20 protein-coding genes are annotated in these 24582 nt (G+C 74.9%); 10 read left to right on the plus strand and 10 right to left on the minus strand.

From position 1 onward, the window contains the following. Window positions 1–304 precede the first annotated feature (304 nt). Window positions 305–778 carry a MarR family winged helix-turn-helix transcriptional regulator gene (locus ACZ38L_RS04220; RefSeq protein ID WP_465689033.1) on the plus strand — a complete coding sequence of 158 codons (474 nt, stop codon included), beginning with the start codon at window positions 305–307 and terminating at the stop codon, window positions 776–778. 136 nt (window positions 779–914) lie between these two features. On the opposite strand, the gene ACZ38L_RS04225 is transcribed toward ACZ38L_RS04220, so the two are convergent. Then, the gene (locus tag ACZ38L_RS04225; protein WP_465689035.1) at window positions 915–1625 is read right to left on the minus strand and encodes an ArsR/SmtB family transcription factor; all 711 of its coding nucleotides are present in this window, start codon (window positions 1623–1625) and stop codon (window positions 915–917) included. A gap of 127 nt (window positions 1626–1752) precedes the next feature. Here ACZ38L_RS04225 and ACZ38L_RS04230 point away from each other — a divergent pair, with 127 nt between their 5' ends. Further along, window positions 1753–2271: a GNAT family N-acetyltransferase gene (locus ACZ38L_RS04230; protein WP_465689037.1), complete on the plus strand. Its 519-nt coding sequence runs from the start codon at window positions 1753–1755 to the stop codon at window positions 2269–2271. A gap of 154 nt (window positions 2272–2425) precedes the next feature. Here ACZ38L_RS04230 and ACZ38L_RS04235 read toward each other — a convergent pair whose 3' ends face one another. Together ACZ38L_RS04235 and ACZ38L_RS04240 are read right to left on the minus strand one after the other, a co-directional pair. After that, entirely contained in the window at window positions 2426–3718 is a 1293-nt protein-coding gene (locus tag ACZ38L_RS04235) for an alpha/beta hydrolase (protein ID WP_465689039.1), read from the minus strand. A 236-nt stretch (window positions 3719–3954) separates the two neighbouring features. Then, on the minus strand, window positions 3955–4908 hold the full coding sequence (locus ACZ38L_RS04240) for an ABC transporter ATP-binding protein (RefSeq protein ID WP_465689041.1): 954 nt from the start codon (window positions 4906–4908) through the stop codon (window positions 3955–3957). A 217-nt stretch (window positions 4909–5125) separates the two neighbouring features. Between ACZ38L_RS04240 and ACZ38L_RS04245 the strand changes: the two genes are divergently transcribed. After that, window positions 5126–6706, plus strand: coding sequence for a protein kinase domain-containing protein (locus tag ACZ38L_RS04245; RefSeq protein ID WP_465689043.1), 1581 nt, complete (start codon window positions 5126–5128; stop codon window positions 6704–6706). A 14-nt stretch (window positions 6707–6720) separates the two neighbouring features. On the opposite strand, the gene ACZ38L_RS04250 is transcribed toward ACZ38L_RS04245, so the two are convergent. Next, the gene (locus tag ACZ38L_RS04250) at window positions 6721–7356 is read right to left on the minus strand and encodes a MerR family transcriptional regulator (RefSeq protein WP_396555973.1); all 636 of its coding nucleotides are present in this window, start codon (window positions 7354–7356) and stop codon (window positions 6721–6723) included. Window positions 7357–8007: 651 nt separating this feature from the next. Between ACZ38L_RS04250 and ACZ38L_RS04255 the strand changes: the two genes are divergently transcribed. Further along, window positions 8008–9318: a sensor histidine kinase gene (locus tag ACZ38L_RS04255; RefSeq protein WP_465689045.1), complete on the plus strand. Its 1311-nt coding sequence runs from the start codon at window positions 8008–8010 to the stop codon at window positions 9316–9318. After that, window positions 9315–10085 (plus strand): response regulator, encoded by a 771-nt coding sequence (locus ACZ38L_RS04260; protein WP_465689047.1) that lies wholly within the window; start codon window positions 9315–9317, stop codon window positions 10083–10085. The genes ACZ38L_RS04255 and ACZ38L_RS04260 overlap by 4 nt, the downstream gene beginning before the upstream one ends. Here ACZ38L_RS04260 and ACZ38L_RS04265 read toward each other — a convergent pair. Then, the gene (locus ACZ38L_RS04265; RefSeq protein ID WP_465689048.1) at window positions 10069–11217 is read right to left on the minus strand and encodes a hypothetical protein; all 1149 of its coding nucleotides are present in this window, start codon (window positions 11215–11217) and stop codon (window positions 10069–10071) included. The two genes, ACZ38L_RS04260 and ACZ38L_RS04265, sit on opposite strands and share 17 nt — an antisense overlap. Before the next feature lie 300 nt (window positions 11218–11517). After that, window positions 11518–11790 (minus strand): Sec-independent protein translocase subunit TatA, encoded by a 273-nt coding sequence (gene tatA, locus ACZ38L_RS04270; protein ID WP_465689050.1) that lies wholly within the window; start codon window positions 11788–11790, stop codon window positions 11518–11520. A 280-nt stretch (window positions 11791–12070) separates the two neighbouring features. Here tatA and ACZ38L_RS04275 point away from each other — a divergent pair, with 280 nt between their 5' ends. Continuing rightward, a complete protein-coding gene (locus ACZ38L_RS04275; protein ID WP_465689052.1) occupies window positions 12071–12334 on the plus strand; it encodes a hypothetical protein in 264 nt (87 codons plus the stop codon). Here the strand turns inward: ACZ38L_RS04275 and ACZ38L_RS04280 are convergent. Beyond that, the gene (locus tag ACZ38L_RS04280; RefSeq protein WP_465689054.1) at window positions 12331–14052 is read right to left on the minus strand and encodes a class I adenylate-forming enzyme family protein; all 1722 of its coding nucleotides are present in this window, start codon (window positions 14050–14052) and stop codon (window positions 12331–12333) included. The two genes, ACZ38L_RS04275 and ACZ38L_RS04280, sit on opposite strands and share 4 nt — an antisense overlap. A gap of 350 nt (window positions 14053–14402) precedes the next feature. Next, complete coding sequence (locus ACZ38L_RS04285) at window positions 14403–15560, minus strand: acyl-CoA dehydrogenase family protein (protein WP_465689056.1); 1158 nt, start codon at window positions 15558–15560, stop codon at window positions 14403–14405. 165 nt (window positions 15561–15725) lie between these two features. Between ACZ38L_RS04285 and ACZ38L_RS04290 the strand changes: the two genes are divergently transcribed. Next, window positions 15726–16952: a TetR/AcrR family transcriptional regulator gene (locus ACZ38L_RS04290; RefSeq protein WP_465689058.1), complete on the plus strand. Its 1227-nt coding sequence runs from the start codon at window positions 15726–15728 to the stop codon at window positions 16950–16952. On the opposite strand, the gene ACZ38L_RS04295 is transcribed toward ACZ38L_RS04290, so the two are convergent. After that, window positions 16949–17956 carry an Lrp/AsnC family transcriptional regulator gene (locus tag ACZ38L_RS04295; RefSeq protein ID WP_465689117.1) on the minus strand — a complete coding sequence of 336 codons (1008 nt, stop codon included), beginning with the start codon at window positions 17954–17956 and terminating at the stop codon, window positions 16949–16951. The two genes, ACZ38L_RS04290 and ACZ38L_RS04295, sit on opposite strands and share 4 nt — an antisense overlap. Window positions 17957–18092: 136 nt before the next feature. Here ACZ38L_RS04295 and ACZ38L_RS04300 point away from each other — a divergent pair, with 136 nt between their 5' ends. After that, the gene (locus tag ACZ38L_RS04300) at window positions 18093–19634 is read left to right on the plus strand and encodes an MFS transporter (RefSeq protein ID WP_465689060.1); all 1542 of its coding nucleotides are present in this window, start codon (window positions 18093–18095) and stop codon (window positions 19632–19634) included. 7 nt (window positions 19635–19641) lie between these two features. Here the strand turns inward: ACZ38L_RS04300 and ACZ38L_RS04305 are convergent, their stop codons facing one another. After that, window positions 19642–19950, minus strand: coding sequence for a hypothetical protein (locus ACZ38L_RS04305; protein WP_465689062.1), 309 nt, complete (start codon window positions 19948–19950; stop codon window positions 19642–19644). Between the two features lie 257 nt (window positions 19951–20207). Here ACZ38L_RS04305 and ACZ38L_RS04310 point away from each other — a divergent pair, with 257 nt between their 5' ends. Beyond that, window positions 20208–22193, plus strand: a complete 1986-nt coding sequence (locus tag ACZ38L_RS04310; RefSeq protein ID WP_465689064.1) for an ATP-binding protein — start codon at window positions 20208–20210, stop codon at window positions 22191–22193. Next, on the plus strand, window positions 22190–24544 hold the full coding sequence (locus tag ACZ38L_RS04315) for an ATP-binding protein (protein WP_465689066.1): 2355 nt from the start codon (window positions 22190–22192) through the stop codon (window positions 24542–24544). Before ACZ38L_RS04310 ends, ACZ38L_RS04315 begins: the two co-directional genes overlap by 4 nt. Window positions 24545–24582 lie beyond the last annotated feature (38 nt).

Genomic DNA, 24582 nt, shown 5'->3' on the forward strand with positions numbered 1-24582 from the left:
CCGCCGGCTCCTCGCCAGGAGGGGTCTGACCCACTGGGCGCTCCCCCCCCCCCGGGTCCCCCCTCCTTCCGCTTCGCCCCCCCCCCCCCCCCCCCCCCCCCCCCCCCCCCCCCCCCGCTGTGGGGGTGGGGGACAGGGGCCATTGCGTGTACACGCACGAGTCGAGGGGCATTGGGTGCGTGTACATGCACGCAATGGTTTGGATGTTGTGTGCACGCGCACGCAACCGGCGGCCAGTTGCGTGCGTGTGCACGCACAAGCAGATCCGTGTGTGCGCACGCAACTCGCGCGTTAGACTCGACCCATGCCACGCACCGACATCACCCTCGGCGAACTCGCCGCCCGCGACCACGCCTTCTACGGACTGGTCTGGGCCGGCACCACGCTGAGCGCCCGGGTCGATCGAGCCCTGGTGCGCGCACACGACCTGCCGCTCTCCTGGTTCGAGGTCATGCTCTGGCTGTACGACCAGAGCGAGCCCGTCGCCGCCTCCGACCTCGGTGCGAAGACCCTGCTCAGTCGCAGCCAGGTCTCCCGGGTCATCGACTCCCTCGGGGAGCGCGGCCTGGTCGAGCGCAGCGTCTCCCCGCACGACGCCCGCTCGGTCCGCGTCTCGCTCACCGCCGCCGGGCGCGACGCCTTCGGTGCCGCGGACGCCACCCGCCGCGAAGCCCTCGCGGAGGTCTTCAACGACCTCCTGGACGATGACGACATCGCCGCGCTGGAGGTCGTGTGGCAGAAGCTGAAGCAGCGGCCGTCCGCCTCGGGCGCCAGCTAGTAGCGCATCAGGCACCACTCGCCAGCAGGCATCGCCCGCCATCAGGCACCTCTCGCCCCGTCGTCGCGCGCCGTCCGGCGATCGGGCTCGTAGCGTGTTCGCCGGCGCCCGCGTCACCGGCACCTGCCCGATGGGCTCAGTGATCCGCCAGTGGCAGGCCGAGTCGCTCGTGTAGCGCTCGCCGGCCGGTGTCGGTGACGGCCAGCGCGCGCGTGGTGCCGATCCGGGTGATCCAGCCGACGGCGAGCGCGTGGCCGCACAGAGCGGCGCCCACGGCACCGGCCAGGTGGGGGCGGCGCTCGGTCCAGTCCAGGCACGCACGCACCAGCGGCCTGCGCGAGCCGCTGGGCAGCGTGATTCCGACCGCGGCCAGCCAAGCCGCCCCTTCGTCGGTGAGCCCCGGCTCGTGACCCCACTCGAGCAGCCCGCGCGCGGCCATCGCATCGGTGATCGCCAGCGAGACCGCTCCCGCCAGGTGGTCGTAGCACAGGCGCGCACGGGCGAGTGCCTGCCGACGGCCGACGGCCGCCAACGAACGTGCCGGGGCGGCGCGGTGCGGGGCCAGCGCGGCAAGGCTCTCGATCAGCTCGACCACCCTGGTGCCGGCCAGCCGCACGTAGCGATGGCGTCCGTGCCGCTCCTCGACGAGAAGCCCGCCGCGCACGAGCAGGTTCAGGTGCTCGGTCGCGGTGGACGCCGCGACCCCGGCATGACGCGCCAGCTCGGTCGCCGTCCAGGCCCGGCCGTCCAGCAGCGCCAGACAGAAGGCGGCCCGGGTCCCATCGGCCAGCAGCCGGGCCACGGCCGCCAGGTCCACACCCACGTCATCCGCGCGCCGAACGTCCACGCATCCGATTGTCACCGATGACGCTTCGGCGCCCGCCGAAGCGTCATCGCCCTAGCGTCGTCGACGTGCGCGGAACACGCCCCGCACCGGACGTCCCGCCAACCCCGCCCACCGCACCGGAGGATCCATGTCCGAATCCGACACGACCGACAGCGCGCCACCGCGCCCCGAGACCCGGGCGGACCTCGATGTCACCGATGCCCCGCGGCCCGCGGACCTGGCGTTCATCTCCGAGGCCCTGGACCGGTTCAACACCGAGAGGACGGGAATCGACGACCGGCGACCGCTCGCCGTCCTGGTCCGCGATCCCGAGACGCACGAGGTGATCGGCGGACTGACCGGGCGCACCTCGCTCGGGCTGCTCTTCGTCGACCTCCTCTTCCTCCCGCCCGAACTGCGCGGCAGCGGGCTCGGCAGCCAGGTACTTCGACACGCCGAGCAGGAGGCCCGCGCACGCGGCTGCCACGTGGCGGTGCTCTACACGATCAGCTTCCAGGCCCCCGGGTTCTACCGGAAGCACGGCTGGCGAGAGCTGGGCGAGGTCCCGTGCGATCCGCCGGGCACCAGCCGCGTCTTCATGACGAAGGAACTCGCCGCGCCGGTGGCCACAGGGGTCCGTCCGACCAGCAGGGCGAACGTCGCCTGATGCGGCACCGTGACTCCGCTCGACGGGCCGGCCGGGTGACGGGCACCGGCACGTTCTTCGACCCGCGGGCGGGCGGGTCGCCGGGTTGTCGGGTCTCCCTCCCGTCGGGGCGGGGCGCCCTCGCTCGCCGCCCCGACGATCGGCGCCGGTGGTGTCACGCCTGGCGGGCGTCGGTGATCCGGGCGGGCACGGTGTCGAGCCACCAGGTGGGGTTGGCGGTGCCGTCGGTGGTGCGGCCGTCACTGTGGACGTAGTGCCGCACGTCGCGGCCCGGCTCGGCGAACTCGCCGTTCAGGGCGCGCTCGACCCACTCGGCGCCGAACCGGAAGACCTCGGCGGCGGTGCCGCCCAGCGGGTGGAACTCGTTCTCGTAGACGCGCATCTCCTTGGGTGCCCGCACCCGCTCGTAGTTGGCCAGTGCCTGCTCCAGCACGGTGAGTTCGTCGAACTCGCCGATGCCGTAGACGACCGGGCAGGTGATCTCCTGGACCAGGTCGCCCAGCGGCATCCGGGCGACCAACTCGGTGTCGAAGGCGTCCTCGTCGGTGTAGCCGGCCATGAACATGTAGTTGTTCTTGAAGGTGGGCTGGGCGCGCTCGAAGATGGTGGTGAAGTCGCCGGTGACGGCCTCGAAGGCGGCCAGCGCGGCGAGGCGGCGGTCGGTGGCGGCGGCGCGCGAGCCCCAGTAGCCGCTCATCGAGATGCCGAACATGCCGATCCGGGCCGGGTCGACCTCCGGGAGCGAGGCCAGGTGGTCGATGTAGCGGCTGATAGCGCGCTCGTGGTTGGTGAGGTCGACGGTCAGCCCGTTGGCCCGGCTCTCGCCCTGGCCCGGCCCTTCGATGGACAGGGCGACGATGCCGCGCGAGGTGTAGTACCGCTCGGCCGCGTAGATGTAGTCCTCCTTGATCATGTCCATCCCCGGGCCGAGGATCACCGCGGGGGCGTTGCGGACCTCGCCGGCCGGCAGGTGCAGCAGGGCGAAGATCTGCTTGCCCTCGAAGTCGAGGACGACGCGGCGCACCCGGTTGTCGCGCAGCGCGCCCAGGCGCTCGACGCAGTGGTTGGCGTGCTCGCGGAAGGCGAGCTTGCGCGGGTCGGTGGCATCGAAGATCGAGTACTGCGCGCGGCCCCACATCACCGAGGCGCGCACGTACAGGTCGGCGGCGGTCTGCGCGAAGCCGCCGCGCTCGTGGTGGGCGGCGCGTTCCTCGGCCTGTCCGGCCACGGTGGCCCAGGCCTTGGGGAGCATGGCCCCACTGCGGACCAGCTCGAAGACCTTGTCGAAGTCGGTGTGGTCGTGGCCGAGCTGCTCCAGGGTGCCCTTGGCCTGGGGATGCAGGGCGTCGAAGCCGCCCTGGGCGAGGGCGATGTCCAGGGCCCAGCTCTGGGGCCGGTCGAACGGACGGTCATGGCGGGTGTCCTCTCTCGATGGGGTGCCCGGCAAGGCGGCATCTAAGTACTTAATTAAGTACTTAGATAATCCGCCTGTCAATATCATCGCCGAGTCGTCGCGCAGACCGGTTGGGTTCGCCGTCGATCGGCCGGCCGGCCGCCGACGTGAAGATCACCGCGCCGGTCACCGGCCGGACGAAGCGCATCCGGCCCGGTGGTCCGGAGGGCCGAAGGGCGGGAACGCCTCGCGAGCCCGCGTGGCCTGGCGGGCAACCGACAAGGGGGCGGCTACTGAGGCAGGCCGTCGAGCGGAGCCGTCGGACGCCCCACCGTAAGCCCCGCCGTACGCCTCCCTGTCGTGGCTTGCCCCGTCGTACGTCGCCCCGCCGCGCGGGCGGCCCAGCGACCGTCCTCGCGGGTGATCCGGACGGGGTGGCGGAAACAGGCGCTGACCAGGTCGGTGGTGAGGACGTCGCCGACCTCGCCGGTCGCCACGCACTCGCCGTCCCGGAGCAGCAGGGCATGCGTGGTGCTGGTCGGCAGCTCCTCCAGGTGGTGGGTGACCAGGACGCTCGCCAGCGCCGGGTGTCGCTCGCGCAACTCGTCGAGACTGTCGAGGAGTTGCTCGCGGGCGGTGAGGTCGAGACCGGTGGCCGGCTCGTCCATCAGGAGCAGGCGTGGCTCGGGCATCAGGGCGCGGGCGATCAGGGTACGGCCGCGCTCGCCCTGGGAGAGCGTGGTCCAGGACGCACCGGAACGCGCGGCCATGCCGAGGGCGGCGATCAACTCGTCGGCGTGTGCGAGCTGTTCGGCACTCGGGGTCCAACGCGGCGCGGGCTCGACGCTGTTGGTCAGGCCGGTCAGCACCACCTCGCGCACGCTGAGCGGTGAGCGCAACGGGTGGCGTGGGTTCACATGGCCCAGGTACGACCGGAGTTCGCGCAGATCCACCCGGCCGAGCCGACGGCCGAGCACGTGCACCTCGCCCCGGGTGGGGTGCGAGACGGCACCGAGCAGGGCGAGCAGGGTGCTCTTGCCCGCGCCGTTGGCGCCGAGCACCGCCCAGTGCTCGCCGGGCCGGATGGTCAGTGAGATCGAGCGGAGCAGGTGGCGCCCGTCCCGGACCACGTCGACGTCCCGGGCGTGGAGCAGCGGCCCGGCGTCGAGCGGTGCCGCGGAGTTGGGCCCGGCGGAGTCCAGAGCGGCGGAGTCCGGCCCGGCGGAGTTCAGCGCGGTGGTCATCGAAAGTCCTCCTGGGAGAGGGGGAGTGGCAGCGACGCTAGCACCGGCTCCGGCCCGTCCGGACGGTGTTCCGGGCTGTGAGACCCGGCCCGGGCTCGGTACGGTGGCCGGCGAGGCGCGGCCCCGCCGCCGCACCCGGAGGGAAGATGCCGGATCATGGCCGGGTGTCGGGCGCGAGCGGGAGCCCCGGCCGACCGAGGACAGGGAGCGGGACCACGTGATCGGACGGGCGTTGAACGGCCGCTACGAACTCGTCGGCGCGCTGGGCGTCGGTGGCATGGCCACCGTGTGGCACGGGGTGGACCGGGTGCTGAACCGCCCGGTCGCGGTGAAGGTGCTCAACGGCGGTCTGGCCGAGGACCCACGGTTCGCCGAGCGGTTCGCCCGCGAGGCGCAGCACGCCGCGATGCTGGTGCACCCACGGATCGCCATGGTCTTCGACTCCGGCATGGACGCCGGCTCCGCGTACATCGTGATGGAGTTGGTCCGCGGCCGCTCGCTCAGCTCGTTGCTCGCCGAGGGCGGCCCGCTGCCGGTGGAGCGCGCGGTCGGGGTGGCCGCCGCGGTCTGCGAGGCGCTGGAGGTGGCCCACGCGGCCGGCCTGGTGCACCGTGACATCAAGCCGGGCAACATCATGATCACCGACGACGGCGGGGTGAAGGTCGTCGACTTCGGCATCGCCCGGGCCAGCGCCTCCGGCCAGCAGCTCACCCAGACCGCCACCGTGCTCGGCACCGCCGCCTACCTCTCGCCCGAGCAGGCCACCGCGGCCGAGGTGGACGGCCGGGCCGACCTCTACGCGCTGGGCTGCGTGCTGGTCGAGATGCTCACCGGTGAGCCGCCGTTCACCGCCGAGACGCCGGTCGGCATCGCGTTCAAGCAGGTCAGCGAAGAGCCGGTGGCGCCGAGCCGGCACCGGCCGGACGTGCCGCCCGCGCTGGACGCGGCGGTGCTGCGGCTGCTGGCGAAGCGGCCCGCGGACCGACCGGCGGACGCCGCCGCGGCCCGGGCCGAGCTGCTCGCGGCGGTGCCGGTCGCGGGGGCCGTCAACCGCACCACCGAGCTGCTGACCTCGGCGATACCGGCGCAGGGCGACGGGTTCGGCCGGTTCGACCCGGACGCGGGCCGGACCAGCGTGCTGCCGCCGCAGCAGCCGGCCGGATTCCGCCCGCCCGGCGCGCCGACCTCGGTGATGGCGTCGATGCCGGAGGCGGACGCACCGTACCAGCCGGCCGACGGCCCGGCGCCGCGCCGCTCGCGCACCCCGGCGCTGTTGCTCGGCGCCGCCGGACTGCTCGGCGTCGTGGTGGTCGGGGCCTTCGCGTTCGCCGGTTCGAACGGTGGCACGCCGGTCGGCTCGCGCTCGGCCGCCGGCACCTCGGCGGCCGCGACGAGCAGGGCTCCGGGAGCCGGTGCGGCGCCGGTCGGCGCGCCGGGACAGCTGCCGAGCGGGCCGGCCCTGCCGCTCGTACCGACCACCGCCGGCCCGGCCGGTCGGGCCGGCGCCGAACTCACCGCACTGCGCGCCGAGGTGGCCCAGTCCGCGCTGTCCGCCGACCGTCAGGCCGCGCTGCTCAAGACGCTGGACACGGCCTCCGCCGCGCTCACCGCCGGTAGGTCGCAGGACGCCCTCCAGCAACTGCGCGGCGCCCAGCGGCAGGTGCGCGACCTGGTCAAGAAGCACGCGGTGGACGGTGCCACCAGCAGCGGATGGCAGCGCCAACTGGGCACGATCATCAACACGTTGGGGAACGGTGCGGGTGTCAACGCCAACGACGGTGACAACGGGGGGAACTGACCCGGCTCGGTCGACTAGACCGCGAACTCCCGCCGGCAGGCGTCCTCCTGGGCCAGCCGCCGCAGCGTGACCAGCAGCGTGTCGCCCAGTACGGTACCGAGCACGGCGGCCTGTAGCCGCCCGTCCGGGTCCGGCTGCCGGCCGACCAGCGCCAACTCGGCCGCCGCCAGCCGTTCGGCGGCGGCCGCGTACTCGTCCAGCATCCCGAGCAGGTCGTCCTGTCCCAGTTCGCGCAGGGTGAGCAGCAGTTGGGCCAGCGAGGCGCGGGCCGGACCGTTCGGGTCCACCCGCCAGCCGCGCTGCCGCAGCCACTCGTCGGCCTCGTCGACCGCCCGTTGCCAGCTCGGACCGCTGCGGCACGGGCCGGCCGGGGCGGGCGGCCCGGCCGCGCGCCGTGCGACGCCGAGCGTGGTGTGCAGCGGGACGTCGGGCGAGTCCAGCGCGCCCAGCACCTGCCGGGCGGCGGCGATCGACAGGCCGCCGACGTCCACCAGGGCCCGGACCAGCTTCAGCCGCCGGATGTGCGGCTCGCCGTACTGCGCCTGGTTGGGGCAGGTCAGCTCGCCCGCCGGAAGCAGCCCCTCGCGCAGGTAGTACTTGATCGTGGGCACCGGGATCCCGGTCCGGCTGCTCAACTCCCCGACCCGCATGGCGTGGCTCCCCTCTCCCGCCCGCGGCCGGCGCGTCCCGCCCGCGAGCCGGTGGCTCCTACCGGCGGACCGGCAGTCCGATGGATGACGGCCCGACGACCGGCAGCCGGGTCATCGACGCCTCCGGCGATCGGCCACCCCGTCACCGACGGCCCGGTGACCGACAGCTCGACAATCGACACCCCGGACCGACGGCGCTCACGGCACGCCGCGGACTCACGGCGCATCGCTGCCCCCGCCCGTGAACAGCGGCGATGACCCCAGCCTAGGGGGCGCGCAGCGCCGTCTCCAGTGCCCGGAGCAGCCAGACCGAAGCTGCCCCGATGCCATCCGGCGCCACCGGGGCCTGTGGCAACATGCTCCGGTGGCGCCGGCCGCGCGGCCGCCGTCGGTCACCATCGCGCGCGACGATCACGTTCTGCACCCGCGGCGGCGTCAACCCTTGGGTTGATCCTCGAATCAACCTCGGATCAACCTTCGCGTGGACGACCACGGCCGGAATCGGCGGCACCCTGGTGCCATGCACGACGACACCTCGTACCCTCGCGGTGGCCCGACCCGGCCGGCCGTCCCGGTCGGGCCGTGAGCGCCCCTGCCCGCTGGGCCGCCGGCACTGGCCGCCACCTGCGCCGGGTCCCTAAGCTGCCTGACATGGCGAGCGCAGCGCAGGACCGGGACCGACCGCCGGCGGCACGGCCCGCCGACACCGCTGACCCGGCCGGCGCGGTCACCGCCGGCATCGGCGCGCCGGCCGCCACCGAGAGCGCCCGGATCGCCGCGGCCAGGCTGCGCGTGCGCGAACGCGAGCAGCGCCAGGGAGACCGGCTGCGCCCGATCAACTGGCTGCTGCTCGCGGTGATCCTCGCCTGTGCCCTGACCAGCGACAGTCCGCCCGGCCTGACCGGCCACGGCCTGCTGGTCCTCCTGGCGCTGCTCTGCTGCGCGGTCCCGCTGCTCGTCACCGGCCTGGGCCGCGCCGCCGGGCTCGGGACGGCCGGGCGGGTGGTGCTGGTGCTGCTCCTCGGGGGAGGAGGGCTGGTCCTCTCCGCCCTGGATCCGTCCGGCGGGCTCTCCGAGGTCCCGGTCGCGGCCGCCGCGATGTTCGCCTTCGTGCTGTTGCCGCCCCGCCCGGCCTGGCTGGTCAGCGGGCCGATCGTGGCCGCGCTCGCCGTGCTGCTGGCGCTGACCTCCAGCTATCCGCTCGCCAGCGCCGCGGCGGCGGTGCTGCTCTGCCTGGTGCTCGCGGTCACCGCCGAGCTGATGCGGCGCAGCCGGGAGAGCCAGGACCGCACCGAGCTGCTGCTGGCCGAGCTGGAGGACGCCCGGGAGGCCGAGACCCGGGCCGCGGCCGGCGCCGAACGGGCCCGGATCGCCCGGGAGCTGCACGACGTCCTGGCCCAGTCGCTGTCCGCGCTGGCGATCCAGCTGGAGGGCGCCCGCCGGCTCGCCGAGCGCGACCAGGTCGCGCCGCTGCTCCAGCAGGTCATCGACCGTTCGGTCGAGCTGACCCGGGAGGGCCTGCAGGAGGCCCGGCAGGCGGTCGGCGCGCTGCGCGGCGACCGGCTGCCGGATCTCGACGACCTGGCGGCGCTGGTCGAGCGCAGCCGCCGGGACCTCGACCTGACCATCCGGTTCGAGGTCCGCGGCGCGCCGCGCCGCTGCGAGCCCGAGGCGGGCTTCGCGCTCTACCGGGGCGTCCAGGAGGCGCTCACCAACGTGGCCCGCTACGGCCGCGGCGCCGCGGCCGAGGTGCTCGTGGAGTACCGGACGGACCGGCTGGTGGTCACCGTCGCCAACGGCCCGGGCGGCGCGGGGGGCCCGCTGCCGGCCGGCCCGGGCGGTACCGGGGGCGGCGGGAACGGCCTGCGCGGCATGCGCGAGCGGCTGGCCAGGGTGGGTGGCTCCGGCGATGCCGGGCCGGCCGGCGAGGGCTGGCGGGTCGTGATGGAGGTCCCGGCATGATCAGCCGGGCTGGAGAGGGCAGGGAGGACGGGGACGTGATCCGAGTGGTGATCGCCGACGACCAGCGGGTGACCCGGGACGGGCTGGCCCTGCTGGTCGGCCTGAACGAGGGCATGGTGGTGGTCGCACTGGCCGCCGACGGCGCGGAGGCGCTGGCCGTCGCGCTGGAGCATCAGCCGGACGTCGTCCTGATGGACCTCTCGATGCCGGTGATGGACGGCATCGCCGCCACCGCCGCGCTGGCCGAGCAGCTGCCCGACACCCCGGTGCTGATCCTCAGCACCTACGCGGACGACGCGTCGATCTTCCCAGCGCTGCGGGCCGGCGCCAAGGGCTACCTGACCAAGGACGCCGGCTCGGAGCGGATCGAGGAGGCGATCCGGGCCGTGCGCGCCGGGCAGACGTCCATGGACCCGGTGGTCCAGCAGCGCCTGGTGGCCGCGGTCGCCGGCGGCGCGCTGCCGGGTGCCACGGCTGCCGCGCCCGCCGCACCGACCCCCACGGCCGCGGCGGGCACCGCGGTCGCCCCGCCCACCTGGGGGTCCCCCGGGCCGGAGGCCGGGGGAGGGCTGACGGACCGCGAGCGCGAGGTGCTGGTGCTGATCGCCGAGGGGCTCTCCAACACGGAGATCGCCCAGCGCCTCTACCTCGGCCAGGCCACCGTGAAGACCCATGTGAACCGGATCTTCGCGAAGACCGGTGCCCGCGACCGCGCCCAGGCGGTCCGCTACGCCTATCGCGCCGGGATCGTCAGGCCCGGCGGCTGACCGCCCCCCGGTCCGCCGGCCGACCGTCCCCCGGGTCGGCCAGCACCTCCAACAGCGCCAGCACCACCAGCAGCCCGCCCGCCAGGACCAGCACCACCGTCCAGCCCGGGTAGCTCCAGAGCACCAGGATCAGCGCCGCCGCCAGCACCGCCGTCCAGGCCAGCCAGGCCTTGCAGCGGTGGATCAGCCGCCCGACCGGCCCGAGCCGCAGCCCGACGCTGACCGCCCCCCGGCGGACCGTGGCACCCGCCCCCTGCCAGCGCCGGCGGATCCTGGTCGCGCGCGGCCCGGGCCCGGTCAGCCAGCCGGCCAGCGCGGCCAGCGCGCCGAGTGCGGCGGCGATCCGGGCGGACGCGCGCAGGAACCGGACCAGCGCCTCGTAGTACGCGCTGGCGGCGGCCCGGTCCACGTCGGTGGGCAGCCGGCCGAGGTAGTACGCCCGGACGGCGGTCAGGCCGATGCCGAGCAGCACCGCGGCCGCCGTGAACCCGAGTGCGGCGCCGACCAGCGCCCGCCGTCGCCGGACCGCCAGCAGCACCCCCGCCCCCGCGCAGACCAGCGCCGCGGGCAGCAGCCAGTACCCGACCGCGTTCAGCGCCCGGAAGACCGCGCGCGCGGTGTGCAGGCTGCTGGAGCTGATCAGTACGTAGCTGGTGTGCACGGTCGGGATCTGGGCCGCGATCGACAGCCCGTCGGCCACCAGCTTGGTCTTCACCTGGTCGATCAGCGGCGCCAGGTCGAGCGTCACCTGGTCGCCCTGCTCCTTCACCGCACCGTTGCCCTGGCCGGTCACCCGCTGGACGAAGACCGCGTGCGCCGAGCGGTTGACCTCCAACCAGATGGTGGTGAACGTGTCGCTGTCCACCACCGAGGCGACCTCGCCCTGCACGAAGGAGGTCAGCGGACCGGTCAGCACCCCGCTGATCACGTTGCCCGTCGCGCCGGAGCTGTTGAGCACGGCCTGCACGACGGCTCCGGTCGACCGGTCGATGACGGCGGCGCGGACCGCCGGGTCCTGGGCGAGCGGGGCGACCGCGGCGAGGTAGCGGCCGGGGTCGGCCAGCTCGTAGCGGGTCCAGAAGGCCACCAGGGCGGGTGGCAGGGCCAGACAGCCGAGCACGATCAGCAGCACGGCCAGCAGCGAGGCGGGGCGCCGGCCCGAACCGCCCCGCCCTCCGGCCGGGGGGACCCCCGCGGGGCTGGGCGGCGGCGGCCCGGGCGGTGGGGGGCTTGCCGGCGGTGGCGGGACGCTCGGTGGCGGGGGGACGCTGCCCATGCCTGCCAGCAGACACCGGGACGCACCGGACGGCCACTCGAACGCCTACGCCCGGGCGGACCGTGCCCGGGCCGCCCGCCCGGGCGGACCGAAGCCCCCGCCGTCCGGTGACGGCGGGGGCTTCGGGAGGTCTGCGCGGCCCGGGGCGCCCGGGCCTCAGGCCGTGGTGTTGGTGGGCCTGGTCTCCTCGGCCTTGGTGACGTTGACCGGCTCCACCGCCGGACGGGGCTGCTCGGTGGCGGTCGAGGCGGCCGTGCCCCCGGCGCTCGGCGTGTCCTCCTCACGCATGGCCTTGGTCTCGGCCTTCAGAATGCGCATGGACTTGCCCAGCCCGCGAGCCATCTCGGGCAGCTTCTTCGAGCCGAACAGCAGGATGAGGACAGCCAGCACCACCAGGAGGTGCCAGGGCTCCAGACCGTTGCGGAACATCCCTGACCACCGGTCCCTTCGGTTTACTCGCCGTTGCAGCCGGGCGGGCCGCCCGACACCGCCAGTATGCCTGTCCCGGCGGCTGGACGTATACACCGGTCGGGAAACGCTGGTCAAAGACCCGGTGACGGCCGTTCGCCGCACGGATTTACCGTTACTTCGTGGTCTGAACCACTACCCGCCGAATGTTACCCGAACCACCTGGTCAGGCCGCAGGTCCGACCGCCCGGTCGGACCGCCCCGGAGTGCGGGCCGGGGCGCCCTCGCCGATGGTGGGCCCATGACGACCAATCAGAACATCCTCACCGGCTTCCAGCCGAACCGGAAGCTGCTCGGTGCCGGGCTGCTGCTCGGCGGGGTCGGCGCGGTGGCGGGGCTCCTGGGCACCGCGCTGGTCGGCGTGGCACTGGCCACCGCGGGCCGGGGCTGGATCCGGCAGCTGGAGACCCACCCCGCCGAGCGCGCCGCCCGCACCCTCGCGCAGGCCCGGGCGGCCTCCCAGGCCGGCCTGGACGCCTGGCGCAACGCCGCGCCCGAGAACTAGGGCCGCAGCTGCGCGAGGACCTCCCCGCGCAGCTGCCGCTTGAGCACCTTCCCCGTCGCGTTCCGCGGCAGCGCTCCGCCGCGGAACACCACGTGCGCCGGCACCTTGAACGCCGCCAGCCGCGCCGCGACGTGCCCGCGCAGCTCCCCGGCGTCGGCGCGGGTGCCCGGGCGCAGCCGGACCACCGCCGCGACCTCCTCGCCGAGCAGCGGGTGCGGCACTCCCAGCACCGCCGCGTCCGCGACCGCCGGGTGGTCCTGCAGCACGCCCTCCACCTCCACGCAGTACACGTTCTCGCCGCCGCGGATCACCAGGTCCTTGAGCCGGTCGACCACGCAGATCTCGCCGTCGTGCAGCCGGGCCAGGTCGCCGGTGCGGAACCAGCCGTCGCTGAGCACGGCCGCGGTGGCCTCCGGCTGGTTCCAGTAGCCGCGGAAGACCGCCTGCCCGCGCAGCCACAGCTCGCCGACCGCGCCCTCGGGCAGCGGCTCGCCCGCCGGGCCGGCGATCCGGACCTCCAGGGCGGGGGCCGGCCGACCGACCCGCTCGGGGTGCTCCAGGTAGCGGGCGCCGACGTTGGCGATCACCCCGCCGCAGGTCTCGGTCAGCCCGTAGCCGTTGCGGGCCTCGACCCGGCCGGCGAAGCGCCGGGCGATCCGCCGGGCCAGGCCGGGCGGGGCGGCCGCGCCGCCGGTGCTGATCACCGCGAGGCCGGGCAGCGGGTCGCCGGCCTGGTCGGCGGCGTCCAGCAGGCCGAGCGCGGTGGTCGGGACGCCGTAGTAGGTGGTGACCGTGTGCCTGGCGATCAGCTCCAGCGCGGTGGCCGGGTCCCACCTGCGCATCAGCACGGCCGTCCCGCCGTTCGCCATCAGCGGGAAGAGCGCGGTGAAGGCGGCCACGTGGAAGAACGGGTAGGTCATCAGGGCGGTCTGCGGCGGGACCTGGGCGGGGTCGCGGCCGGCGGTCAGCGCCGCGGTCGCGCCGAAGAACCGCGGGCTCACGGCGGCCGCGCACCAGGCGGCCTGGGTGGCCACCACGCCCTTGGGGCGGCCGGTGGTGCCCGAGGTGTACATGATGGTCGCGTCGTCCTCGGGCGAGATCCCGACGTCCGGGGCGGCCACGGCGTCCGCGGGGGCCGGCAGCTCGGCGAACCGCTCGGTCCGCGAGCCCGGACCTCCGTCCGCAAGGTCGTCGGCCGTTCCCACCGTCAGCAGCCACGGCCGCTCGCCGCCCCGCCCGGCCAGCCAGCCGGTGAGCCGCTCGGCGCGTTCGGCGTCGGCCACGATCAGGCCGGGCGCGCAGTCGTCCAGCGCGTACCCCAGCTCCTCGGCGGACCACCAGGCGTTCAGCGGCACCGCGATCAGCCCGGCCAGTTGGGCGGCCCAGAAGGCCACCTGCCACTCCGGGAGGTTGCGCATGGCGATCGCCAGCCGGTCGCCGGGGCGCAGGCCGTAGTGCTCCAGGCAACGGTGGGCCAGTGCGGCGGCCGCGGCGTGGTGCTCGGCGAAGGTGTAGCCCCGGTCGCCGAGCCGCAGGAACGGGCGGTCGCCGTGGGCGCGGGTGGCGTCCAGGAGGTCCCGCAGCACGACCGGCCCGTTGACGTAACGCCGCCCGTGCGGGGTCTCGACGGTCTCGAACGGCGTGCCGGGCGCCGCGAGCGCGGCCTGCACCCGGGCGACGACGGCGAGCGAAGTGCTGGACGGCGCGGGGCCGGTCATGGGCGTCCTCCGGGGGCGGCGGCGCGGCGGGGTCCTGACGAGGTGCGGGGACGGCGGGGCAGAGGGGGACGGGGTGGGGGGGGGGGGGGGGGGGGGGGGGGGGGCGCCGGGGGGGGGGGGGGGGGGGGGGGGGGGGGCCAGCCCGCCCTTCCGCCCACCCGAAACAACACCTCCGCCCCCCCCCCCCCCCCCCCCCACCCCCCCACCCACCCCCACCCTCCCCCCCCCCCCCCCCCCCCCCCCCCCCCCCCCCCCCCCCCCCCACCGGGCGGTCGCGCATGGCGCGGTGGGGGACCCGCCCGGCTGCTCGGCCGCCGCGGCGGCCGAGGGTCGAAGGGACCGGAGCCCGGCTACAGGCCCAGGGACTTGGCGATGATGGTGCGCATCACCTCGCTGGTCCCGCCGTAGATCCGGAACACCCGGTTGTCGGTGTAGAGCCGGGCGATCGGGTACTCCAGGATGTAGCCGTAACCACCGTGCAGCTGGAGGCACTTGTCGATCACCACGGAGGCCGCCTCGGTGCAGAACAGCTTCGCCTCGGCAGCGTCCGCGACCGTCAACTCGCCGTTCTGGTAGAGCTCCAGGGCCTGGTCCACGACCGCCTGCATCGCGGTCACCTGCGACTTGCAGTCGGCCAGGGTGAACTTGGTGTTCTGGAACTCGGAGACCGGCTGGCCGAAGACCTTGCGGTCCCTGACGTACTGGACGGCGAAGTTGATGCCCGCCGCGGCCGCCGCGTAGGCGCCGACGGCGATCGCCAGCCGTTCCTGCACCAGGTTGTGGGTCAGGTAGCTGAAGGCCTTGCCCTCCTCGCCGAGCAGGTCCGTCACCGGAACCTTGACGTCCACGAAGGAGAGTTCGGCGGTGTCGGAGGTGCGCAGGCCGATCTTCTGGAGCTTGCGGCCGACGCTGTAGCCCTCGGACTGGGTGTCCACGCAGAGGATCGACAGCCCGGCCCGGCGGTTCGCCGGGTCGTACGGGCTGGTCCGGCAGACCACCAGCACCAGGTCGGCCAGCACGCCGCCGGTGATGAAGGTCTTGGCGCCGTTCAGCACGTAGTGCGTGCCGTCCGCGGAGAGCTTGGCGGTGGTGGTGATCCCGGCCAGGTCGGAGCCGGTGCCCGGCTCGGTCATCGCGATGGCCGTCATGATGTCGCCCGACATGAAGCCGGGCAGCCAGCGCCGCTTCTGCTCCTCGTTGGCGTACTCCAGCAGGTACGGCAGTACCAGGCCGGTGTGCACCCCGGAGGAGCCGAAGCTGACGCCCGCCCGGGCGACCTCCTCGGTGATCACGGCCTGGTACTTGAAGCCGGTCTCGCCCGCGCCGCCGTACTCCTCCGGCACCTCGATGCCGAAGACGCCCAACTCGCCCAGCTTCCGGTAGAACGAGCGCGGCGGGTGGCCGTCGGCCTCCCAGTTCTCGTAGACCGGGACGACCTCACGGGCGATGAAGTCCCGGATGGTGCTCCGGAACGCCTCGTGGTCCTCGTTGTACACGGTGCGGCGCACGGTGGCGCTCCTCTCGGCGCAGGGTGATCGCTGGCCAAGTTAATCCTCGGTAGCTTCGCTGTCCAGAGTCGGCGCGGGCCCGGGGGCTCTCCGCGGGTGGACCTCCGAGCGCTTTATGTGAATCATGGGTAGCCGGATCTCGGGCGTGGCGGCGAGGGGGTGGGAATGGCACGAGAGGTCGCGGCACCGGCGCGGCGTCCGCGCGGGCGGCGGACCCAGATCCTGACGGTGGCCGCCGAGCAGTTCCACCGCCACGGCTACCACCAGGTCTCGATGGCCGACGTGGCCGCGGCGGTCGGCATCACCGCCCCTGCGCTGTACCGGCACTACCGGGGCAAACCGGAGTTGCTGCGGCAGGCCGTCCGGGCCGGTCTGGACGAACTCGCCCGGGCCGTCGCCGCCGCCGAATCCGCCGCCGCCGAAGCGGCTGCCGGCGCCGCCGGTCCGGCCGCGCTGGCCGAGCGGCTGGCCCGGGTCGCGCTCGACCAGCGGGCGCTCGGCACGCTCTGGCAACGCGACGCCCGCCTGCTCCCGCCCGCGCAACGCGCCGAGCTGCGCCGGGCTTTGCGCGCCGACGTCCGCCGGGCGGCCCGGGTGCTGACCGCGGCCCGTCCCGAACTCGCCCCCGCGCAGGCCGAGTCGCTGCTCTGGGCGGCGCTCTCGGTGGGCGCGAGCCTGTCCAACCATACCTTCGCGCCCCCGCGCCGACGTTTCGAACGCCTGCTGCGCGAGCTGCTGTTGGCGCTGCTCGCGGTCCGCTGCGCCGGGCACCCCGCGCGCCAGCCGGCCCGACCCGTCCCGCCGGACCCGCCGCCGGCCGGCCGCCGGGAGGAACTCCTGGTCGCCGCCGTCCGGTTGTTCCACGAGCGCGGCTTCGACAACGTCACCACCGACCGGCTCGGCGCCGCGGTCGGCATCGCCGGCCCGAGCGTCTACAAGCACTTCCCGACCAAGGCCGAGCTGCTCGCCGCCGCCCTGGTCCGGTCCCGCGAGCGGCTCTGGCACGAGGTGACCGGGGCGATCGCCGGCGCCGCCACCCCCGCCGAGGCGCTGGAGTGCGGCCTCGGCGCCTACCTGGACTTCGCCCGGCGCCACCACCACTACCTGGGCGCCATGGTCAGCGAGACCGACCGGCTCGGCGAGCCCGACCGCAAGGCGGCCCTCGACTTCCGCCGCGACTTCCTGCGGATCTGGGTCGACCTGCTCCGGCAGGTCCGTCCCGGCTACGACAACGCCGAGGCCCGGATCCGCGTCCACGCGATGTTCGGCCTGGTCAACGACGCCGTCCGGCACCCCGGCCGGCTCGCCGACCCCGCCCTCACCCCGTGCCTGGACCACCTCGCGCACGCCGTCCTGGGCCTGCCGGCGGAGCTTTGGGCCAGTCCTGGCTAGGGCTCCACCAGCCGGTGCCCCTCCAACCGCATCCCGGCCCGTTTGACCTGCCGGATCACCTGGGTCAGCTCGACCCGCTGGATCGCCGGCAGCGCCCCGAGCCGGCCGGTGAGGTACTCGTACAGCGCCTCGTTGTCGCTGCACACCAGCACCGCGACCAGGCTCGCCGGCCCGGTGACGGCCGCCGCGTACGCGACCTCCGGGTGTTCCGCCAGTGCCGCGCCCACCGCCGCGAGGTCGGCCGGCGCGACGGTGGCCCACAACACCGCGGCGCTCTGGTAACCGAGCAGGGTGCTGTCGATCTCCACGTCGTAGTAGAGCGCCCCGCAGTCCCGCAACTGTTCGGCCCGCCGGCGCACGGTGGATTCCGACAGGCCGGTGGCGCGGGCCAGCTCGGCGTAGCTGGCCCGGCCGTCCTGGGTCAGCGCGGCGAACAGTGCCCGGTCGGCGGCGTCCAGCGGAACCCGGTCCGTGGTGGGGTGGACCACCGGGGCCAGCGCCGCGATCTGCTCGGCGGTCAGCAGATGCGTCCCCCGGTGGTCCGGGCCGCCGCTGAAGACCCGCAGCACCGAGTGCGCGCTCACCGCCGTCACCCGCTGGGTGCGCGGCAGCTTCTGCAGCAGCAGGGTGTCCCGGTCCTCCCTGCTGCGCGCCCGGGTCACGCAGGTCACCTCGGTGCCACCGGAGTTGAGGGTAACCCAGGCGATGTCGGGGCGGCGGGCCAGGGCGTCGGCGACCGCCACCGCCGCGTCCGGGGTGCACTGCACCCGCAGCCAGGACTCCAGCAGCCCGACCCGTGGTCCCACCGGCAGGCCGACCACCCGGAGCAGCCCGTCGCCGCGCAGCCGGCGGTAGCGGCGGATCACCGTCTGGTCCGAGACGCCGAGCACACTCGCCAGCCTGGCGAACGGGGCCCGGCCGTCCACCTCCAGGGCCTGCACCAGACGCTGGTCCAGCAGGTCGAGGGCGGGGGCGATGGACTCGCTGGCAGACACGCTTTCCATCATCCCACGGCGGCGAATGTCGGATTCCGCCATCCAGCGGGCGCCGGAGTAGGCCGGAGCCGCAGCGGATGCGAGCTTTCCAGACGTCGAAACCGGACCGGGGACCGAGCCGGACGGAGCAAAACGGAGTGAACCGATGAGAAAGTGGCTGCCGCTGATCGCGGTCTGCCTGGGCGCCTTCATGCTGCTGGTGGACGTCACCGTGGTGACGGTCGCACTGCCGGACATGGCGTCCGGCCTGCACACCTCGTTCGCCGAGCTGCAGTGGGTGATGGACGGCTACGCGCTCGCGCTCGCGGCGCTGCTGATGGGCGCCGGGTCGCTGGCCGACCTGGTGGGCCGGCGCAGGGTCTACGTCGCCGGGCTGGTGCTGTTCGCCGCGGCCTCGCTGGCCTGCGGGCTGGCCACCGGACCGGGGACACTGATCGCCTTCCGGGCCGTTCAGGGGATCGGCGGCGCGGCGATGTTCGCCACCACCATGGCCCTGCTGAACAGCACCTACCACGGGCGCGACCGCGGGGTGGCGTTCGGCGTCTGGGGCGCGGTGAGCGGTGCCGCGGCGGCGGCCGGACCGGTACTGGGCGGTCTGCTCACCCAGCACCTGGACTGGCGCTGGATCTTCTTCGTCAACCTGCCGGTCAGCGCGCTGGCGGTGCTGATCACCCTGCGGTACGTCGGGGAGTCCCGCAACCCGCACGCGCGCGGCGTGGACCTGCCCGGCCTGCTGACCTTCACGGTGGCCACCGGCGCGGTGACCTTCGCCCTGGTCCGTGGCGGCGACAACGGCTGGACCTCGGCCACCACCCTCGGCCTGCTCGCCCTCGGTGCGCTGGCGCTGGTCGCGTTCGTGCTGGTCGAGCGGCGCACCGTGCGCCCGATGCTCGACCTCGCGCTGCTCCGCCGGCCGTCCTTCGCCGGGGTGCTGCTGGGCGGGCTGCTGCTGTCCGGCGCGGCCTTCTCCTACTTCGGTCTGACCTCGCTCTGGCTGCAGTCGGTGCGCGGGATGGGCCCGGTGACGGCCGGCCTGGCGCTGTTGCCGATGAGCGTGGCCTCCTGCCTGGTGTCGGCCGGGGCCGGGCGGCGGCTGCACGCGGTCTCCCCGCGCCTGACGATCGGGCTCGGCCTGCTGCTGATCGGCACCGGTGCGCTGCTGCAGGCGATGGTCGGGGCCGGCTCCAGCTGGCCGGTGCTGTTGCCCGGCCTGGCGGTCAGTGGCATCGGCGTCGGGGTGACGGTGCCCGCGCTCTCCGCCACCGCGATGGCGGCGGTGCCGCCGGAGCGCGGCGGGATGGCGGCCGGAGCCGTCAACACCGCCCGCCAGCTGGGCAACGCGCTGGGCATCGCGCTGCTCGGGGTGGCCTTCCAGAACGGTCTGTCGGACGGGCTGCGCTCCCGGGGCGCGGCAGATCCCCGGCCGCTCGCGGACGCGCTGGCCGGCGGCCGGGCGGCCGGGGTGATCGACCGCTCGGATTCCCAACTTCACGCCAACGTCCGGGCGTTGGTGGACGGGGCGTTCGCCGACGGGCTGCGCGCCAGCTACCTGCTGGCCGGTGCGCTGGGGATCGCGGGCGGCCTGCTCGTGCTGCTGCTGGTCCGCAAGCCCGCCCCGGCGCCCGGGCACGCCACGCCGGAACAGGCCGGGGCGGGCCGCGAACGGCTCGCCCCGGTCGATGTCTGACGAAGCGTCAGCTATGCCACCGCACCGAGTGCAGGAAGTTGAGGTTGCCCTGCAGGGTGCCGACGTTGCCGGAGTTGCCGGCCACGCCGACGGAGTCGTTCTGGTTGCTGCCACCGCCGCCGGTGGCGGTCTGCTGACTGTGGTTGCCGTTGCCGGTCACGCTGCCGACCACGTTTCCGGAGCCCCAGTCGCTGACCACGCTGGCGTTGGAGCCGTTGCCGGCTCCGGCGCCGTCGTCGGCCTGGGCGCTGCCGATGCCGAGGAGCAGGAAGGCACCGAGGGCGGTGAGGGCGGTGAGGGCACGGGTACGGGACACGATGGTCTCCCTTGCGGAGGTACTTGCGAGTGGCGTCTGCGGGGTGGCCGCCCCGGCTGCGCCGTTGCCTGACGTCGCGTGATCAGCATTCACCAGCCCACCGCCGCGGGGCCATGGATCGGCCGTCGATTCGCCCGATGGTGGGATTGTCCTGGGAAAGCCCGGCCTGGAGGTTTCAACAGGCGGCCGGCCTGGGCAAACTCGCCGCTTCGGAAAGCGCTGGTCGGCTGATGGTCGTACTGGCACACTGAGGCCTCATGTCTGTAGGTCACGAAGGTCAGGACCCCGACCGCGCGCCGGCGAACGGACCGGCGAACGACCCCGCCCCCGGGCGGCTGCGGACCACCGAGGTCGACCTCGGCGGCCTGGTGGGCGTCCTCGCCACGCACCTCTACTCCACCCCGCTGGTCGCGCTGCGCGAACTCGTGCAGAACGCCCACGACTCGCACACCCGGCGCCGGCTGGAGGACCCGGCCGGCGCCGCCGCGGCCACCCCGCTGATCCGGGTCCGGGGCGACGCGGCCGCCCGCACCGTCACCATCGAGGACACCGGCGCCGGCCTCACCGAACCGGAGATCCACGCGTACCTGGCCACCGTCGGCACCGGCTACACCCGGCTGCTGCGCGAGGTCACCGGCAGCGAGGAGCTGATCGGTGCCTTCGGCCTCGGTTTCCTCTCCGCCTTCTCGGTGGCCGACGAGGTCACCGTCACCACCACCTCGCACCGCGAGCCCACCCGCGGCCACCGCTACCGCAGCCGCGGCGGCGAGCAGTACCAGGTCGAGCCCACCGACCCGCGGTCGGTCCCGGGTACCGTGGTCGAGCTGGCCCTCAAGCCCGAACACGCGCACCTGGCCGACGAGCAGGCGCTGCGCGGGGTGCTCACCCGGTACTGCGTGCTGCTCGGCGTCCCGGTCCACGTCGGCGACGACGCCCGGCCGGTCAACGACGTCCCGGTGCCCTGGCGTGAGCGGCTTCCCGCCGAGCGCCGGCACGCCGCCCGGATGGCCTTCGCCGCCGCCTTCGGCCGTCGCTTCGAGCCGCTCACCGCCTTCCCGTTCGGGCCCGTCGAGGGTTCCGACGCGGTCGGCCTGCTCTGGGTGCAGGACGGCGGCACGTACGGCAGCAGCGACAACCGCGACCTGGCCGTCTACCTGCGCGGCATGCTGCTCGCCGACGACGCCCGCGACCTGCTGCCCAGCTGGGCCGGGTTCGTCGGCGGCGTGGTCGAGTCCAACCGCCTCACCCCCACCGCCAGCCGCGAGGACCTCCAGCGCGACGAGCACTACCGCGCGCTCCAGCGGGCGCTGGCCGAGGCCATCGTGGACGGCCTCTACGAGACCGCCCGACTGCACCCCGCCGCCTGGCGCCGGATCCTCGCCCGGCACGGTCAGGACCTGCTCGGCGCGGCACTCTGCGACGAACGGCTCTTCACCCTGCTCGCCGACGACGTCCCGGTACCCACCTCGCAGGGCGACCTGACCGCGGGTGCGCTGCGGGCGGCCGGGAACGGCGCGGTGCACGTCGCGCTCGGCAGCGGCGGCGGCTTCGAGGAGATGCTCTACCGGGCGATGCGGGTCCCGATCGCCCGTGGTGACCGCTACGCCGTGCTGCCGTTCCTGCGCCGCTACGCCGAACTGCGCGGCTGCCGGCTGGTCGAGCTGGGCGGCGAGAGCGGCAACCGCGCGCTGTTCCGCGAGCCCGAGCGTCCGCTGCCCGCGGAGGAGACCGCCTGGCTGGCCGCCGCGCTGGCGGACCGGGAGGAGCTGCTGGTGCCGGCCCGGTTCGACCCGCCCGGCCTGCCGCTGGTGCTGGTCCCGGACCGGGAGGCCGAGCTGAAGGCCCGGATCGAGGACGACCAGGCGGACGCCCGGATCCCGTCCGCCGCGCTGCGGCTGGCCCGGGCGTTCACCGCCCGGACCGACGGCACGGTCAAGGCCCGGCTCTACCTGAACACCGGCTCGCCGGCCGTCCAGGACCTGCTCACCGCCTACCGCTCCGGGCACACCGGCAGCGCCACCGCCGCCGGGCTGCTCCGCTCGCTCAAGGTGATCATGGCGGCGGCGGCCGGCCCGACCGGCGGCGACCTGGCCGCCGCGCTGGCCGGGGTCGGTACGGCGGTGGCCGCGCTCACCGCGCCGGCCGTCCCCGCCGGGGTGCTGCCGGCCGACCCGGCCGGGCTGTTCGGCACTGAGCCGCCCGAGCCGTCCGACCCGTCCGACCCGCAGGGGGAGAGCGCGTGACCACCGACATCTGGGGCTGGGTGCACGACACGCACGAGCAGCTCCTCGACTCCGGCCAGTACCGGCTGGCCAACGCCCTGGCCGAGATCTCCGGCCACGCCGTGGACGGCCGCAACGAGCAACTCGACGCGATGTTCCCCGAGGCGCTCGCCTCGGCCCGGGCGCTCGGGCTGGACTGGGTCGAGGTCTTCCTGCGGCACTGGCGGCTGCAGAACCTGCTGAACAAGCGTCACCAGGGCGAGCAGGCGATGGCCGAGGCGGTCTCGCTGCTGGAGTTCGCGCACCGCGAGGAGACCGTCGGCTGCCCGCAGTCGGTCTGCACCGTCCAGGACTTCACCATCTGCCACGCCAACATCGACGGCCCCGGCTACGTCCCGGAGCGGCTCGCGGTGCTGGAGGAGACGCTGGAACGGGTAGAGCCGGCCCGCGCCTGCTTCGACTGCCTCTCCCGCGAGTACGCCGACACCCTGGAGGACGACGGGCGGGCCGAGGCCGCGCTCGCCCATCTGGACCGGGCGCAGACCCGGATCCAGGCGGCCGGCCAGCGGGTCTCGCTCGCCTTCGGGCACGGCCGGGCCTCCGCGCTCCACCGGCTCGGCCGCTACGAGGAGATGCTCGCCGCGCTGGACACCGCCGAGCAGGCCCACACCGCCACCGGGCGCCCGCTGGACGACGACGACCGGCGCAAGTTCGCGGTGAACCGGGCACGCGGGCTGGCCGCGCTCGGCCGCTGGGCGGAGGCGCTGGCGCAGCTGCCCCCGGCCGAGGAGGCGCAGGAGTACGCCGACCTGCGGCACCGCTGGGCGGACACGGTGGAGCGGTTGGTCGTCGCCGGTCACCACCCGAACGACGTCGGGCTCGGCGCCCGGCTCGCCGACTGGGTCTCGTACCTGGACGCCGCCGGCTCGCACCGCCCGTGCCTGGACCTGGCCCTGATCGCCGGCCGGCTCGCGGTCCGGCGCGGGGCGCGGACGGTCGCGCTGGCGCTGGTCGGCACCGCCGAGCGCAAGCTCGCCGTGCTGCGCCGGACGGACGGGGTGGCCGGGCCGCTCGCCGAACTGCGCGCCGCCGCCGAGGCGCTGCCGGTGGCCGAGCTGCCGGTGGCTCCGGGGGAGCTGCTGGACTGGTTCGCCGCCCGCGCCGAAGCGGGCGGTTCCGAGGGGCCGGAAGCCGACCTCGATCTGCTCGCCGCCGGCTGGGCCGCGGCCGGCGAGCCGCCCGCCGACGACCCGGCGCCCGCTACCGAGCTGCTGCTCAACCTGGCCGCCCTGCTGGCAGCGCTGGGCCAGGAACGGACCGGGGCCGAGCTGCTCTGGGCCCGGCTGGACGCCGACCCGGACCACCCCGACCTCCCCGTCGTGCTCGGGTCGGTGCTGATCGAGGCGCGCGACGCGGAGGGCGTCCGCCGGCTGGCCGAGCGGCTGGCCACGACCGCGCCGGCTCAGGCGTACTGGGTGCGGGCGCGCTGGGCGGAGGCCGAGGGCCGCTGGGCGGAGGCCGCCGAGCTGTGCGCGGCGCTGCTGGCGACGGACCCCGAGCGGCTCGCCCCGCGCCGGCTCGCCGCTCGGGCCGGCACCGAACTCGGCGACCATCCGGCGGCCCAGCGCCACTACCAGGAGCTGCTGGCCCGGGCCGCTGACGCGGACGTCGAGCAGGCCGACCTCTGGCACCTGGCGACCGCCGCCAGCGCCAACCGCGACTGGGCCGTGGTGCGGGAGGTCGCCGGCCGGCTCGGCTTCGCGTTCGACGGCTCCGAGGGTCCGATCGACGAGGAGCTGCAGCTGATCACCGTCCGGGCCCGGCGCGACAACGGCTCCCCGGCGGACCTGCCCGCCGTCCGCACCGGGCCGGCCACCGCCCGGATCCTGCCGGTGCTGGGCGACGAGGTCCCGCTCAACCACCGCGACGTGGTGGTCTTCACGCCGGCCCTGCTGGAGCCGCGCCCCGGCGAGGACGCGCCGGCCGAGGAACGGGAGGGTTGGCGACCCACCTTCGAGCTGCTCACCCTGCTCGACCCGGCGGGCTACACCACCCACTGGATCGACGGCGGCTGGCCCGGCCCGGAACCCTGGGCCGAGTTGCGCGCGGCCCTCGAGACGGCGGGGTACGGGGTGTGGGCCTACAGCGGCAGCGATTACCGGATCAGCGACCCGGCGGACGAGGACGGCTCGCTGCCCGGCGTCTACGCGGCCGTCGGAATCCCGCCGACCGCCTCCGCCGCCGACGCCGACGCCCTCCTCCACCACCTGACCGCCCACTGGCCGCACCCGCTGGCCTGGCTCGACCTCGCCACCGCGGCCGGCGCCGACCCCACCCCCCACCAGCGGACCATCACCCGCTACGGCCTCTGACCGGCCCGCGCGTCCGCCGTTCTCCGTCGCCTTTGCCA

It is taken from the genome of Kitasatospora sp. NPDC024654 (assembly GCF_055559155.1).

Excerpts from the sequence above, each read along its gene's own strand:
- ACZ38L_RS04220 (WP_465689033.1), top strand. The coding sequence starts at position 305 with ATGCCACGCACCGACATCACCCTCGGCGAACTCGCCGCCCGCGACCAC.
- ACZ38L_RS04230 (WP_465689037.1), top strand. The coding sequence starts at position 1,753 with ATGTCCGAATCCGACACGACCGACAGCGCGCCACCGCGCCCCGAGACC.
- ACZ38L_RS04295 (WP_465689117.1), bottom strand. The coding sequence starts at position 17,956 with ATGGAAAGCGTGTCTGCCAGCGAGTCCATCGCCCCCGCCCTCGACCTG.
- ACZ38L_RS04240 (WP_465689041.1), bottom strand. The coding sequence starts at position 4,908 with ATGACCACCGCGCTGAACTCCGCCGGGCCGGACTCCGCCGCTCTGGAC.
- ACZ38L_RS04260 (WP_465689047.1), top strand. The coding sequence starts at position 9,315 with ATGATCAGCCGGGCTGGAGAGGGCAGGGAGGACGGGGACGTGATCCGA.
- ACZ38L_RS04310 (WP_465689064.1), top strand. The coding sequence starts at position 20,208 with ATGTCTGTAGGTCACGAAGGTCAGGACCCCGACCGCGCGCCGGCGAAC.
- tatA (WP_465689050.1), bottom strand. The coding sequence starts at position 11,790 with ATGTTCCGCAACGGTCTGGAGCCCTGGCACCTCCTGGTGGTGCTGGCT.
- ACZ38L_RS04300 (WP_465689060.1), top strand. The coding sequence starts at position 18,093 with ATGAGAAAGTGGCTGCCGCTGATCGCGGTCTGCCTGGGCGCCTTCATG.
- ACZ38L_RS04275 (WP_465689052.1), top strand. The coding sequence starts at position 12,071 with ATGACGACCAATCAGAACATCCTCACCGGCTTCCAGCCGAACCGGAAG.
- ACZ38L_RS04280 (WP_465689054.1), bottom strand. The coding sequence starts at position 14,052 with ATGACCGGCCCCGCGCCGTCCAGCACTTCGCTCGCCGTCGTCGCCCGG.
- ACZ38L_RS04255 (WP_465689045.1), top strand. The coding sequence starts at position 8,008 with ATGGCGAGCGCAGCGCAGGACCGGGACCGACCGCCGGCGGCACGGCCC.
- ACZ38L_RS04290 (WP_465689058.1), top strand. The coding sequence starts at position 15,726 with ATGGCACGAGAGGTCGCGGCACCGGCGCGGCGTCCGCGCGGGCGGCGG.
- ACZ38L_RS04250 (WP_396555973.1), bottom strand. The coding sequence starts at position 7,356 with ATGCGGGTCGGGGAGTTGAGCAGCCGGACCGGGATCCCGGTGCCCACG.